Raw genomic sequence first — 13,325 nt, 5'->3', positions numbered from 1 at the left:
CCCGGTGAGTTTCGAAAAGTGGTACGCAACAATACAAATCACTACCAAGAATGGTGAGACGGTGCAGGCACGTGGAGACATGCCATACGGCTGTACCCACGACCCGCTCACCGACCGCGAGCTCGACGACAAGTTCGTCGAATGCATGACGGTTCCGGGAGTCGCCTGGGACGGCACCGAACTGCTCGCCCGGCCGCGCAATCTCGAGCATTGGACGAACGTCCGTGAGGTCCTGGCCTAATGCACACGCACACTCCACTTCCCGATTTCGCCGACCGAACTCGAATCCGCAACCACCGCTCTCTGCTCGCGTGTGCCTGTGCCGGGGTGTTTGCCCTCGTCGTCGGCTGCGCCAACAGCACGGAGTTGTCCTCGGCGAACGGCCGCACCACGATCAAGTTGGCGTCGTTCGCCGGTAGCTCGTTCCTTGTCGTGACCGCTGGTATCGAGCAGCTTCGATAGGGACGGCATCGACGTCGAGGTCATCAAGGTCAAGAGCACGGCAGAGAGAGCCGCGGCGGTGGCGAGTGGACAGGCCGACGTTGCGACCATACTCACCGAGGGCGTGATCTCGTCCCGGGCGTCGGGTTCGGACCTGAAGATATCGCCAATCTCCACACCGAGGATCAGCACATCCTGTACAGCAGGCCGGGCATCGACTCCATCGGACAGTTCGCCGGCCACAAGTTCGCGATCGTCGGACCCGGCAGAGGAGGAACCCTGGCCAAAGGCCTGTTCGCGGCGTCGGGGGTAGATCCATCGACCGTGGAACACATCGCTTCCGGACCCCTCGTGATTCGCGTACGGGCCGCAACGGGAGGCGACCTCGACCACCCGCCGAAAATGACCAGCTATCAGGCACCGGTTCACCAGACCACGAACACCGCGCGGAGGGTGCCGCACACAGGCTGGAGATCCGCAAGAAACCGGCCGATGGGTCGAATCCGCAGAAAACGGAGTTCGAGTACGACCGCGGGCCCAATAGGTGAGCGCAACGGCCCCTAATGGGTGAACACCGCGGCGGGGGTGTTCACCCATGGCGAGCGATGATGCGGGCCTTGGTCGCTCCACGAACTGACGGGCCGGTAATCACGCGTAAGAGGGGCCTCCAATCACACCTGATTCCGCTTGCGGCGGGCACGTTCGCGCACTACCGGTGAAGGGTAGTGATCGCTGCAGATCGTTCTGGTGGCCGCAGAGCGTCGTGAGTCGCGTTTTCACGCGGGGTTCTCAATCTGACTGGCAGTGTCCCGGATGCGACAACGCTTCCCGCAAGCCCTGCCGGGAGACCGTCGATCAACCACTTTCCTGCGTCACACGCTGCGATCCCACTTTCTCGTCCCTGGCTGTGATTACCGTCCGTCCTCACTCGTGGGCACCGGAGCGCCCTCAGAGTCACTCGGGTGCGGCGAGTACGGTTGCGCCGATCGCACGATGCAATTCGATCTCGTCCCCGTACCACGCGCGTAGGGCGAGGGCGCGCTTGTAGTACCAGTGCAGTTCCACTTCCGTGGTGAACCCGATCCCGCCGTGCATCTGTAGTGCGTCTTCGCACACGCGCAATGCCGCGTCGGCGGCGTAAGCCTTGGCCACTGCCGCGGTGTGGGCGAGTTCCTGCTCGGTCGAGGCCGGAGCGTCGGCCATCGCTGCGGCGCAGAGGTTCCTCAGGGAGCTCATGCGTTCATACATGTTCGCCACGGTGTGTTTGACGGCCTGGAATGTGCCGATCGCGGCACCGAACTGTTGCCGCTGCTGGACGTACTTCACGGTGCGGTCGAGTAGCCTCTCGGCGATTCCGGCCAACTCACACGCGATGAGTAGCCTTGCCCACGAACGTATCTGACCGACCAACGCGTTTGCCTCGGAGCCGACGGCCCACGGTGCGATGTCGCGGTGTGCACCGTTGAAGATCACCCGCCCGTACCGTGCGGTGGGATCAGCGCTGTCGATCTCCTCGACGACGACTCCTGGGTCGGCAGCGTCCACCACACACACCGCGTGGTCGTCACCGTGCCGGGCGATGACGACGAAGGAGTGTGCGTGGGCTGCGAATCGCGCCACCGCGACGCTGCCCTGCAGCCCGTCGTCGGTGAGGGTGATTTCGCCGACCTCGGAGAGCCAGTCGTCGGTGATTCCGGGGTCGGCGAGGGCGAGCACTGCTCCCTCGGCGACGGTGCGCTGCAGCCGCGCGGTCGAGGCCGCATCGTCGCGTCCGTTCAAAAGTACCGCCGGGAGGAGGAGACTCTCGAGCATCGGACCCGGCACCAGGTGCCGGCCGAACGTGGTGAAGACCGGGCCGAGCGCGCACAGCGGAAAACCCAGGCCATCGTGACGCTCGGGAACCGCGAGTGCGAACCAACCCAGCTCGGCGAGCTCAGCCTGGAACTGAACGTCCAGTCCGCCCTTGTCGAGTAGCGAGAGTCGCCGGTCCGAGTCGAACGATCGGGTCAGGTACTCGCTGACGGCGGATGTGAGCGCGTCTCGGTTGTCAGGATGGTCAGCCACGAGGAAGTCCTAGAAGTCGTTCGGCGATGATGTTGCGCTGGATCTGGGAGGTCCCGCCATAGATCGAGGCGGCACGAGAGTAGAGGTGGTTGTGGACCCATCGCCCCGCGTTCAGGCCGAACGGCCGGGCGGACGGCGACGACCGGAGCGGACCGAGTAGGTCGGCGATCGACGCGAAGATGGCCTGCTCGAGGTCGTTGAGGAGGAGCTTGTCGACCGAGTCCTCCGGCGTGGGACCCACGTTGTCGGCGAGGCGAGTGATCGTCTGGCGGGTTTGGGCATCGAGGACGTCCAACGCGACCCGGGCACGGCCGATCGCAGTGCTGACCCGGTCGGGTGCGGTCTCACCTCGGTCGTGGAAATACCGGCGGATCTCGGCGACAGCGTCGTCGACCGCTACCTTGTAGTCGACTCGACGTCGGAGGGTGTATCCGGCGCGTTCGGTGCCGAGTGTGTGGATGGCCAGTGGCCAGCCCTCGTTGATCCGGCCGACCAGGTTGCGTCGAGGGACGCGGACCTCGTCGAAGAAGACTTCGCAGAACTCTTCGTCGCCGGTCATCTGGACCAGGGGGCGGACGGTGATGCCGGGGGAGTTCATGTCCACCAGCAGATAACTGATCCCCTTGTGTTTCGGAGCAGCCGGATCGGTGCGGACGAGCAGGGCGCACCATTGGGACAGGTGAGCCCAACTGGTCCACACCTTCTGCCCGGATATCACGAAATCGTTCCCGTCGACCCGGGCACGGGCCCGGAGGGACGCCAGGTCGGAACCGGCGTCGGGCTCCGAGAAACCCTGGCACCAGATGTTCTCACCCGACAGGAGCCGAGGCAGCAGTTCCGTACGCTGCCAGGGCGAGCCGTAGTGGTCGATCGACGGGCCCACAACGTCGAGGCCGATCAGTCCGATCGGCTGCGGTGCGCGAGCTCGGGCAAGCTCTTCGGTGAAGACCAGGTGGTGCATGGGTGTCAATCCCTGTCCACCCGCCTCGACCGACCACGCGATGCCGACCCATCCGGCTTCGTACAGGGTCTTCTGCCAGTCACGTAGAACGGCGAATCGCTCGGTGAGCGCGAGTGGGACCTCCGGGATGGCGGCAGTGCCCAACCACTCGCGGGCCTGCTTCCGGTAGCGGGCCAAGTCAGAGGCGAGTTCCTCGTCGAGAATCGGCATGTCAGCGGCCCACGTAGACGGGCGTACGCCCCTCGACGACCGCGTTGACCGCTTCCTTGGAATCGTCGTACCCGGACAGTTCACCAGTCAGGCCCTGCTCGAACTCGTATCCGGACTTCAGTTCCATGTATTCGATGGTGTTCAGGCTGCGTTTGGCGAAGCCCAAGGTGACCGGGCTGTGACGAGCGATCGACTGTGCCACCGCCCGCGCAGCGTCCACGAGCTGCTCCGGCGGGACGATCTCGAGGATGCCGCCGTACGGCTGGAGCTTCTCCGCCTCGATCAGATCCCCGGTGTAATGCATGAAGCGGACCATCCCCTGCGGCACCAACCGGGACAGGTGCTTGGCACCGCCCATCACACCGACGTTGACTTCGGGAAGGGCGAACCGGGCTCCCTCGGCCGCCACCACGAGGTCGCACGACGCCGCGATCGCCAGGCCCGTGCCGACAGCCACACCGTGCACCGCTGCGATCACGGGAACCGGGTTGTCGTAGATCGCCCAGAACGCATTGCGCACCAACTTCATCCGTTCGGACGCATTCGACGGATCCATGGTCTGGAACTCGGCGAGATCGTTTCCGCCGCAGAAGTGCCGGCCCCGGCCCGCCAGGACGACAGCACGGGCGTCGGGCAGGTAGTCACGGATGTTGTCGAAGAAGCTCTTGATCTCCTCGTACATCTCGCCATTGACGGCGTTCACCGGTGGTCGATCGAGCCAGACCGTCCCGATCGATCCTTCCGCCTGCCAGTCGATGAACTTCAGATTCTTCATTGATGTTTCCTGTTTTCTCTCGAAATCGTTGAACAGCCAGGGGAGTGCCGGCGGAGGCTCAGCGGCTGCCGCCGTCGCAGACCAGGCACTGACCACTGACATAGTCGGTCTCGGGCAGGCATAGTGCGAACACGGCGCCGGCGGCCTCGTCCGGTCGTCCGGCCCGTCCCAGTGGAATGATGCGCTCGGCCGCGGCGAGCAGCTGCGGGTTGACGCCGACCTTGATCTCGCGGCCTTCGATGTCGATGGTGGAGTTGCCGTCTGCCGACCCCTTCGTCAGGCGGGTGTTGATCAGTCCGTAGGCCACGGCGTTGACGTTGACGTTGTATCGGCCCCACTCGCGGGCGAGGGTCTTGGTCAGGCCGATGATGCCGGCCTTGGCGGCGGCGTAATTGGACTGGCCGGCGTTGCCGACGACGCCGGCGTTCGAGGAGATGTTGACGACCTTGCGGTGGTAGTCGGTGGGGTTGGCCTTGATGTAGGGATGCGCCGCGCGCAGGATCTGGAACGGCGCCTTCAGGTGCAGGTCGAGGATGGTGTCCCATTGCTCGTCGGTCATCTTCTGGATGACGTTGTCCCAGGTGAATCCGGCGTTGTTGACGATGATGTCGAGGCCGCCGAATGTGTCGACGGCGGTGGAGACGAAGCGGTCGGCGAAGCCTTCCTCGGTGACGGAGCCGGCGCAGGCGACCGCCTTGCCGCCGGCGGCGATGATGTCCTCGACGGTTTCCTTGGCCGGTCCCGGGTCGAGGTCGTTGACCACGACGCGGGCACCTTCGGCGGCGAACTTCATGGCGATGGCGCGGCCGATGCCGCGACCGGATCCGGTGACGACGGCGGTCCTGTTGTCGAGCTTGCCCATGATGGGTGTCCTTTCGGTCGGGGGAGGATCAGGGGGTAGCGATGACGGCGTCGCCACGTAACGTGACGGAGCCGTCGGTGAGGGTGACGGTGAGGTCGAGGTGCGCCAGGCCGTCCTCGACCCTGACGACGGTCCCGGTGCAGATCGGCCGGGCGTGTAGCGGGGTGATGGCGGCGAAGCGCACACCGTAGGAGCGGATGCGTTCTTGCGGAACGTAGTTGGTCAGCAGCCGGCCGAGGTAGGCCATCGACAGCATGCCGTGGGCGAACACGTCGTCGAGGGCGGCCGAGCGGGCCACGTCGAGGTCGATGTGCATCGGGTTGTGGTCGCCCGAGGCGCCGGCGTAGAGGGCGAGCGTGGTGCGGCTGATGTCGGCAAGCTCCAGTGGGGGAAGGGTGTCGCCGGTCTTCACTTGGTCCCCTTCGGGTTGCGGACGACCAGGGTGTTGGTCAGTCGTGCGATCGGCTTGCCGTCGCGGGTGACGTCGACGGTGCGGACGAGAAAGTCCAGTGCACCGTTCTTCTTCGAGTAGGTGTCGGTCACGCGGCCCGAGTAGCTGAGCGTGTCGCCGGCGTAGGCGGGCGCGGAGTACTCGAATCGCTGCTCGCCGTGCAGGATGTACCGCACGTCGATGCCGAGGTCGCGGAGGAGGCCGAACGGATCGGGCTTGTCCATGTCCAGGCAGAACAGGAAGGTCGGGGGGACCAGGACGTCACGGTGACCGGCGGCCTTCGCGGCTTCGACGTCCGAATAGATCGGATTGGTCTCGCCGATCGCCTGTGCGAAGAACCGCAGCCTGCCGCGTTCGACGAGCACCTCGTGTCCGGGGAGCTCGCGGCCGATGACCGCGGGATCGATGGCCACGTCAGTCCACCTTCTTGTAGAGGGTTACGACGCAGGCGCCGCCGAGACCGAGGTTGTGCTGCAGGCCGATGCGGGCCCCGTCGACCTGGCGGGCCTCGGCCCGGCCACGCAGCTGCCACACCAGTTCGGCGCACTGCGCCAACCCCGTGGCGCCCAATGGGTGGCCCTTGGACAGCAGGCCGCCCGACGGGTTGGTCACGACACGGCCGCCGTAGGTGTTGTCGCCGTCGAGGATGAACTTCTCGGCGGTCCCCTCGGGTGTCAGCCCGAGGCCCTCGTACGTGATGAGCTCGTTGGCCGTGAAGCAGTCGTGCAGCTCGACGACCTGAACATCCTCGGGACCGATGCCGGCCGCCTCGTACACCTGGGCAGCCGCGGCGGCGGTCATGTCGTAGCCGACCAACTGCATCATGTCGCGTGCCTCGAACGTGCTCGGGGTGTCGGTGGTGAGCGCCTGGGCTTCGATGACCACGTCCGCGGCAAGACCGTGCTTGCGGGCAAAGTCCTCGCTGCACACCACCGCGGCGGCAGCACCACAGGTGGGCGGGCAGCATTGGAAGCGGGTCAGTGGTCCGAACATGTGCGGCGAGTCGAGGACCTGTTCTTCGGTGAGTAGTTCCCGGAAGACAGCATTGGGGTTGTGGGCCGCGTGCTTGCGGGCTTTCACCGAGATCTTGGCGAAGGTCTCCGGTTTGGTGCCGTATTTGCGCATGTGGGAAACGCCTGCGCCACCGAAGATCTGGGCCGCGCCCGGGGTGGCTTCGTCGTATCCCTGTAGGTCCGCCATGAGGTTGTTGAAGCGGAGCATCGGCGCCGGGCGGTCGTCCCAGACCCGCTTCAGCGCCCCGGGCCTCATCTGCTCGAACCCGACGGCCAGGGCGCACTCGACGGCGCCGCTGGCAACGGCCTGGCGGGCCAGGAACAGCGCCGACGAGCCGGTGGCACAGTTGTTGTTGACGTTGATGATCGGGATTCCGGTGAGGCCGACGCCGTACAGCGCGGCCTGACCGGCCGTGGAGTCGCCGTACACGTAGCCGACGTAGGCCTGCCGGATCAGTGAGTAGTCGACGCCCGCGTCCGCCAGCGCGGCGCGCGCGGCCCGGCCGCCCATGATGTCGTAGTTTTCGCTCTTCCCGGGCTTGGTGAAGGGGATCATTCCGACCCCGGCCACGTGGACCTTTCGTGTCACTGTCAAACTCCTGGTTTCGTCGGATGAAGATGTACTCGAGGCTGCCGAAGTCCGGGCGGTCAGAACCCGGCAGACTTGGCGATGATGGTCTTCATGACCTCATTGGTGCCGCCGTAGATGCGTGAGACGCGGGTGTCCGTGTACAGCCGGGCGATGGGGTACTCGAGCATGTAGCCGTAACCGCCGTGCAGCTGCAGGCACTTGTCGATGATCTCGCCCGCGTTCTCGCTGCAGAACAACTTCGCCTTGGCGGCGTCGGCGACACTGAGATCACCCGTCTCGTGCAGCTCGATGGCTTTGTCCACCATTGCCTGCGCGGCCTCCAGTTTGGCGATGCATTCGGCGATGACGAACTTGGTGTTCTGGAAGTCCGCTACGGGCTGACCGAACACCTTGCGGTCGCGGACATAGTCGCAGGCGAACGTGATTGCACTGGCGGCAGCGGCGGTCGTGCCGACCGCGATCATCAGGCGCTCCTGGGGCAGGTTGTTGGCCAGGTAGCCGAACGCCGCGCCTTCGTCACCGAGCATATCCTCGGCGGGCACCTTGACGTCGGTGAAGGAGAGCTCCGCCGTGTCGGAGGTACGCAAGCCGATCTTCTCGAGCTTGCGGCCCACCTTGTAACCCTCGCTGGTAGCGTCCACCACGAGGATGCTCAGGCCGGCGCGCCGGTTCTCCTCGGTGGCCGGGGATGTGCGGCAGACCACGAGGACGCGGTCGGCCTGGACACCGCCGGTGATGAAAGTCTTTGCGCCGTTGAGGATGTAGTGCGTGCCGTCCTCCGACAATCGGGCGTTGGTCCTGATGCCGGCGAGATCTGAGCCGGTTCCCGGTTCCGTCATGGCGATGGCGGTCATCATGTCGCCGCTGACGAATCCGGGCAGCCAGCGCTGCTTCTGCTCCTCGGTGCCGTAAGCCAGCAGGTAGGGCAGAACCAGGCCGGTGTGCACGCCGTACGCACCGAAACTGACTGCGGCACGTGCGGTCTCCTCAACCAGCACCACCTGGTATTTGAAGCCGGTTTCACCTGCCCCGCCGTACGACTCGGGCACAGTCATTCCCAGTACGCCCAGCTTGCCGAGCTGGCGGTAGAAGTCGCGCGGCACCATGCCCTCGCGCTCCCACTCGGTGAAGTTCGGGCTGACCTCCGACTCGATGAAGTCACGGATGACTCTACGGAAGTCTTCATGTTCCTGGTTGAATACATTGCGCTGCATGTCTATTCCTCAGTATCGGAGATGCGGGGCACGCAATCGTGCCGCCGAGGGGCGGTGATGAAAATGAGTACGTCAGCCGAGGAGCCGGGGACGGTCCGGGACGACGTCGACGCCGAAGCGAGGTCTGCTATCCGGAGGGCCGCAGGCCCGCCAGGTCGGACAGCCGATCTCGGTGACGCTGCAGCGGACCCAGCAGTGTCTGGGCGCTACGTGCGCGGCGGTACGCCAGATGCGCGGGATGTTCCCAGGTGAAGCCGATCCCACCATGGACCGAGATGTTTCCCTGCGCGCACACCGAGAGCGCCTCTACACAGGCGAGGAGCGCATGTTCGGTATCGAGCGGAGCGGGTTCGCCGTCGCGGTCGATTCCCTGCACCGCCTCGTCGAGCACGACGGCCGCGGTTTCGAGGGCGAACCACATATCGGCGAGTCGGTGTTTGACGGCCTGAAAGCTTCCGATCGGGCGGCCGAATTGCCGACGCGAACATGCATAGTCGACGGCCTGGGAGAGGGCCGTTCGTGCAGTTCCCAGGCATTCGGCGGCAAAGACGAAGGCCCCCAGATTCAGGGCTGTCGCCAGCGCGGCGGAGGCTCCCGAGGCGGGGCCGAGGGGGACAGCCGGTGCATCGACGAAAGCGAGGCGGGCCTGCTTGCGGGTGAGGTCCATGGTGGCCAGCGGATTCCGCTGGACACCGCCACCTTCTACCGGAGCGACGGCATAGAGTCCGGTTCCCGCGTCGTTTCGCGCCGTGACAATGACGAGTTCCGCTGTGCAACCATCGATTACGTCTGTCTTGGTGCCGGTGAGGAACCATCCGCCGTCGCGAAGTTCGGCACGGGTCGCGATGGGGTCGTGTGCGGACGAACTCGCGACGCTCGGGGCCGCCCTTTCCTCTTCTCTCAGTGCGACGGTTGCCGTGATTCTTCCATCCGCGATGGCGGGAAGGTAGCGTGTGCAGGCGGACTCGTCGCCGGACGCCTGTAGTAGCGCAGTCGCGAGTACGGTCGACAGCAGCGGGCCGCCGTACAGTGCTCGACCGGCCTCCTCGAATACGGGTGCGAGGTCGGCCGCCGAGAACCCGGCACCGCCATGTTCCTCGCTGATGAGCATGGCGGTGACTCCCATGCCGGTTGCGAGTTCTGACCACAGACCGCGGTCGTAGTCGTCGGGGAATTCCATCCAGTTCCGGACCGCCCCCTCGTCGTGTCGGAGGGCGAGCAGGCGGCGGACCGCAGTGGAGAGCTCGTCGCGCTCGTCGGTCGCCGTCGTGAATGGGGTGATCGTCGTCATTGCTCGTCCTTGGGCTAGGAGTTCTTCAGGCGATTGAACGGTGTGCCGCGTTCCGGGGAGGGTTCGCGGGGCAGTCCGAGGATTCGCTCGCCGATCGTGTTGCGTTGGATCTCATCGGTTCCGCCTCCGATTCCGAGACCGGGCGCGTCGAGGATTTCACGAGCCAGCGCGGTAGTGGCAGCGTCCGACGGGTCCCAGCTCGCGCCGGCGGTGAACGCGAGATCTGCGGCGACGCGCGCGTTGCGCTGGCCGTTCCTGGTGCGGTGCAGCTTACCCAGCGAGGTCTCCGGTCCGGGCAGGTGGCCGGCCAGGGTCCGGGCGCTGATCCTGCTGCTGATCAGCGCTGCGGCCCGCTCGCCCATCCACGCTTCGAGGAGGTCCTGTTGGACGGCCGACTCGCCGAGGCGGCCGTTGCACTCGGCCAATCGCACGAGTGTGTCGACGGGTAGTGGCCGGCGCGAGGACGCGCTGCCGGAACGGCTGACCGAGCGTCGCTCGCGTCCGAGCACCGATGTCGCGATCTTCCACCCGTCACCGGGTGCGCCGATCATGCGGTGGCCGGGTATGTGGACCTCGTCCAGGAAGACCTCGTTGAACTCGCTGTCTCCGGTCATCTGCCGCAATGGCCGAACCTCGACGCCGGGAGCGTGCATGTCGAGGACGAACATACTCAGCCCCTTGTGTTTCGGCGCTTCGGGGTCCGTTCGTGCGAGCAAGATTCCGACATCGGCGTACTGCGCATAGGATGTCCAGACCTTCTGCCCGGAGACGATCCAACGATCGTCGCCATCGGATACAGCTCGAGTGCGTACCCCGGGAAGGTCCGAGCCGGCGTCCGGTTCGGAGAACAGTTGACACCCGATCTGGGTTCCCGAAAGCAGTGCGGAGCCGAACTCGGCGGCCAGGTCGTGTTCTCCGAACTCGATGAGAATGGGCAAGATGAGGTGTTCGCCCACATGGTGGATCTTGTCCTCCGGCGGAGTGCTCTCGACGCTCAGTTCTGCGAATGCGGACTCGAACTCGTCCGGCATGCCCTGGCCGCCGTAGATTCGAGGGATGTTCAGTCCAGCTAGACCGGCGTCGAACAACGCGCGCCGATAGGCGGAACCGCGCGGGCGGAATTCGGTGTGCTGCTCGAGAATAGGTGGAACTTCGCAGGTGAAAAAGGTGTTCACTCGGTTGCGGAAGTCAGTGGCTGCGTGTGTCGTATTCATATCCAGTTCCGTGTTGGTTGATATGTCGCCCGAATCCGGCTGTCCCGGTGAGGGTGCGCTCATCGTGCCGCCTGCTCAGCGTGTACCGCGAACCTCGCGGCATCCCGGTCGGGACGCACTAGGAACGTTGCGGCGGCACCGCCGACGGCCATCAGCAGACCGGTGATCAGGAAGCCCTGTTCGTACCCGGAGATCCTGTCTGCCGCATTTCCGACGAAGTAGCCGAGAAGCAGCGGCGCGATGACACCCGCCATGCTGTAGAACGCAACGATGCATCCCAGGACCATCCCGCGCTTGCGTGGATGCACGACGTCGCCGATTGCCGCAAACGCGACCACATACGCCGCAGTGTTCGCCGAGAATGAGACGGTGATCAGGGCCATTTGAAGCCAGCCCGTCGGCAGTGCGGTGAAGCCGGCCATCGACAGGCCCGAAAGGACGATCAGGCCGCCGGCCAGATAGCCCCGGGCCACCCGCCGGGACGTGCCTCGTGACACAAGCCGATTCGACAACCACCCCACTGCCATCGATGCGACAGCGGCGACGGCATACGGAATCATGATCAGGCGACCGGTTGTGAGCGTGTCGTATCCCAGTCCATCGGAGAGATAGACGGGGAGCCACGCGACCTTCAGCGTGGTCGACCAGTACGAGAAGAACAACAACAGAGCGACACCGACGACCGTTCCCGTGGTCAGCACTGTGCGGAGCGAGCTCTCGGCCAACGGACTGTTGTCGGAACTCGACTCCCGGAGAACGTCGGATGGCGCGTTCCTGCCGAAGATCAACCACACGACGGCCCACAATCCGCCGGCGACGATGAGCACCCCGAAGGCGGCATGCCAGGACCAGGTCGCGATGACCCACGTCATGATCGGAGCTGCGAGCAACGGTCCGATCGCGGCGCCGGACGTCGTGATGCCGAGGGGCAATGCCCGTTTGTGGGCGGGAAACCAGGATTGGACGCAGTGCGTAGCGAGCGCGGCGGCGGGGCCTTCCGCAAACCCGAGAATGATTCGGCACGCGAGGAGAACACCGAAACCCACCGGGCCGAGGAGAGGAACCATCGTGACAACCCACACCAACATCAGCCCTGCGAGCAGCCAACGCAGGCTGACACGCGTGGACAGCGCTCCGAGCAGGATGGCACCGACGGCGAACAACCAGAAGAAGGCGCTCTGCAGGAGGCCGAACTGTTGCGGAGTGATGCCCAGATCCCGCTGAATATGTACCCCGGCAAACCCGAGTACCGCTTTATCGGCGAAGTTGAGCAGCATGAACAAGAACAAGAGAATGGTGATCAGCCAGGCACGTCTCGAGACCGGATGCGTCTCGGTGGACCGCACTGCGGTAGTGGTCATAGTGGTACTCCGAATGTGGATGAGGAATGGGGTCGGCGCAGGGATCAGCGGCCGGTGAAGACCGGCGGACGCTTTTCGAGGAAGGCTGCGGCTGCTTCCTGCACGTCATCGGATCGGGCGCACTGCACGAGGCGCTCCGCTTCCGCGGCGAGGTAGTCGCCGAGGGCCGTCGTAGACGACTGGAGAAGGTTCTGCTTCATCGATCGCAACGCGAGTGGGGCTGCGGCTGCCAAGCGTCGCGCGGTATCTTGCGCTGTCGCCTGCAAGTCGGCTGCCGGTACGACGGAACCGACGAGTCCCAGACCGAGCGCCTCGGAGGCGGAGACCTTCCGAGGCATGAGGTATAGCTCTCGCGCGAGTGCACCGCCGAGCAACCTGCTCATGAACCAGATGCCGCCCAGATCGCCCGGAAGCCCTGCGGTGAGGAAGGCAGTGTTGAAAACCGCTCGCTCGGAGGCAATCCGAAGGTCTGCGGCGAGAGCGAGCGACAAGCCGGCGCCGGCGCACCCGCCGTCGATTGCCGCGATCGTGACTTGGGGCATCTGGTGGAAGTGGTTCAGCATCGTGTTGATCTGCCGGAAACGCTCGGTGTCATCGGCGACCGATTCTCCGCGAACAGTTTTCGTTTCGCGAGGCGCTGCGAGATCCGTGCCCACGCAGAAGTCTGACCCTCGACCGGTCAGGATCACAACCCGAACATGGGAGGAAGACGACAACCCGCTCAGGGCCGCCCCGAGATCGTGGAGCAAGTCGAAGGACAGGGCGTTGCGACGATCAGGGTTGTCGAACTCGATCGTTGCCGTTGCCCCCTCGATCCTGGTCGTGACTCGATTGGCCATGGTGTCTCCTCGAATGTTGTGTCGAAGTAGCGTGTTC

At 65.1% G+C, this 13,325-nt stretch carries 14 protein-coding genes; 1 reads left to right on the top strand and 13 read right to left on the bottom strand.

Features of this window, described 5'->3' with window-relative positions:
• Positions 1 to 61: 61 nt before the first annotated feature.
• Positions 62 to 241: a hypothetical protein gene (locus RJ1_RS45790; RefSeq protein ID WP_143169549.1), complete on the top strand. Its 180-nt coding sequence runs from the start codon at positions 62 to 64 to the stop codon at positions 239 to 241.
• Here RJ1_RS45790 and RJ1_RS46690 read toward each other — a convergent pair.
• The 13 genes from RJ1_RS46690 to RJ1_RS07730 all read right to left on the bottom strand — a co-directional run bounded on the left by RJ1_RS46690 (position 238) and on the right by RJ1_RS07730 (position 13,288).
• Positions 238 to 834 (bottom strand): hypothetical protein, encoded by a 597-nt coding sequence (locus RJ1_RS46690; protein WP_162850366.1) that lies wholly within the window; start codon positions 832 to 834, stop codon positions 238 to 240. The two genes, RJ1_RS45790 and RJ1_RS46690, sit on opposite strands and share 4 nt — an antisense overlap.
• Positions 835 to 1,395: 561 nt before the next feature.
• Positions 1,396 to 2,505, bottom strand: coding sequence for an acyl-CoA dehydrogenase family protein (locus RJ1_RS07785; RefSeq protein ID WP_073359381.1), 1,110 nt, complete (start codon positions 2,503 to 2,505; stop codon positions 1,396 to 1,398).
• Complete coding sequence (locus RJ1_RS07780) at positions 2,498 to 3,676, bottom strand: acyl-CoA dehydrogenase family protein (RefSeq protein WP_073359380.1); 1,179 nt, start codon at positions 3,674 to 3,676, stop codon at positions 2,498 to 2,500. The genes RJ1_RS07785 and RJ1_RS07780 overlap by 8 nt, the downstream gene beginning before the upstream one ends.
• 1 nt (position 3,677) lies before the next feature.
• The gene (locus tag RJ1_RS07775) at positions 3,678 to 4,451 is read right to left on the bottom strand and encodes an enoyl-CoA hydratase-related protein (RefSeq protein ID WP_073359379.1); all 774 of its coding nucleotides are present in this window, start codon (positions 4,449 to 4,451) and stop codon (positions 3,678 to 3,680) included.
• A gap of 58 nt (positions 4,452 to 4,509) precedes the next feature.
• On the bottom strand, positions 4,510 to 5,313 hold the full coding sequence (locus RJ1_RS07770) for an SDR family NAD(P)-dependent oxidoreductase (protein ID WP_073359378.1): 804 nt from the start codon (positions 5,311 to 5,313) through the stop codon (positions 4,510 to 4,512).
• Between the two features lie 28 nt (positions 5,314 to 5,341).
• Positions 5,342 to 5,725 carry a MaoC/PaaZ C-terminal domain-containing protein gene (locus RJ1_RS07765; RefSeq protein WP_073359377.1) on the bottom strand — a complete coding sequence of 128 codons (384 nt, stop codon included), beginning with the start codon at positions 5,723 to 5,725 and terminating at the stop codon, positions 5,342 to 5,344.
• On the bottom strand, positions 5,722 to 6,177 hold the full coding sequence (locus tag RJ1_RS07760) for a MaoC family dehydratase N-terminal domain-containing protein (protein WP_073359376.1): 456 nt from the start codon (positions 6,175 to 6,177) through the stop codon (positions 5,722 to 5,724). Before RJ1_RS07760 ends, RJ1_RS07765 begins: the two co-directional genes overlap by 4 nt.
• 1 nt (position 6,178) lies before the next feature.
• On the bottom strand, positions 6,179 to 7,366 hold the full coding sequence (locus tag RJ1_RS07755; protein WP_073359375.1) for a lipid-transfer protein: 1,188 nt from the start codon (positions 7,364 to 7,366) through the stop codon (positions 6,179 to 6,181).
• A gap of 59 nt (positions 7,367 to 7,425) precedes the next feature.
• Positions 7,426 to 8,583 carry an acyl-CoA dehydrogenase family protein gene (locus tag RJ1_RS07750; RefSeq protein ID WP_073359374.1) on the bottom strand — a complete coding sequence of 386 codons (1,158 nt, stop codon included), beginning with the start codon at positions 8,581 to 8,583 and terminating at the stop codon, positions 7,426 to 7,428.
• A gap of 127 nt (positions 8,584 to 8,710) precedes the next feature.
• A complete protein-coding gene (locus tag RJ1_RS07745; protein ID WP_073359373.1) occupies positions 8,711 to 9,874 on the bottom strand; it encodes an acyl-CoA dehydrogenase family protein in 1,164 nt (387 codons plus the stop codon).
• Between the two features lie 14 nt (positions 9,875 to 9,888).
• Positions 9,889 to 11,088 (bottom strand): acyl-CoA dehydrogenase family protein, encoded by a 1,200-nt coding sequence (locus tag RJ1_RS07740; RefSeq protein ID WP_073359372.1) that lies wholly within the window; start codon positions 11,086 to 11,088, stop codon positions 9,889 to 9,891.
• 59 nt (positions 11,089 to 11,147) lie between these two features.
• Complete coding sequence (locus RJ1_RS07735) at positions 11,148 to 12,449, bottom strand: MFS transporter (protein ID WP_240319926.1); 1,302 nt, start codon at positions 12,447 to 12,449, stop codon at positions 11,148 to 11,150.
• A 44-nt stretch (positions 12,450 to 12,493) separates the two neighbouring features.
• Complete coding sequence (locus RJ1_RS07730) at positions 12,494 to 13,288, bottom strand: enoyl-CoA hydratase/isomerase family protein (RefSeq protein WP_073359488.1); 795 nt, start codon at positions 13,286 to 13,288, stop codon at positions 12,494 to 12,496.
• Positions 13,289 to 13,325 lie beyond the last annotated feature (37 nt).

The sequence above is a fragment of the Rhodococcus jostii NBRC 16295 genome, from assembly GCF_001894825.1.
In the GTDB taxonomy this organism is placed as follows: Bacteria; Actinomycetota; Actinomycetes; order Mycobacteriales; family Mycobacteriaceae; genus Rhodococcus_F; species Rhodococcus_F jostii.
Note: the sequence above shows the minus strand (reverse complement) of the source record. Positions and strands in the feature narration are given on the sequence as shown.

Coding starts and splice junctions, on each gene's coding strand:
- RJ1_RS07780 (WP_073359380.1), bottom strand. CDS start 3,676: ATGCCGATTCTCGACGAGGAACTCGCCTCTGACTTGGCCCGCTACCGG.
- RJ1_RS07775 (WP_073359379.1), bottom strand. CDS start 4,451: ATGAAGAATCTGAAGTTCATCGACTGGCAGGCGGAAGGATCGATCGGG.
- RJ1_RS07770 (WP_073359378.1), bottom strand. CDS start 5,313: ATGGGCAAGCTCGACAACAGGACCGCCGTCGTCACCGGATCCGGTCGC.
- RJ1_RS07750 (WP_073359374.1), bottom strand. CDS start 8,583: ATGCAGCGCAATGTATTCAACCAGGAACATGAAGACTTCCGTAGAGTC.
- RJ1_RS07745 (WP_073359373.1), bottom strand. CDS start 9,874: ATGACGACGATCACCCCATTCACGACGGCGACCGACGAGCGCGACGAG.
- RJ1_RS07740 (WP_073359372.1), bottom strand. CDS start 11,088: ATGAATACGACACACGCAGCCACTGACTTCCGCAACCGAGTGAACACC.
- RJ1_RS07735 (WP_240319926.1), bottom strand. CDS start 12,449: ATGACCACTACCGCAGTGCGGTCCACCGAGACGCATCCGGTCTCGAGA.
- RJ1_RS07730 (WP_073359488.1), bottom strand. CDS start 13,288: ATGGCCAATCGAGTCACGACCAGGATCGAGGGGGCAACGGCAACGATC.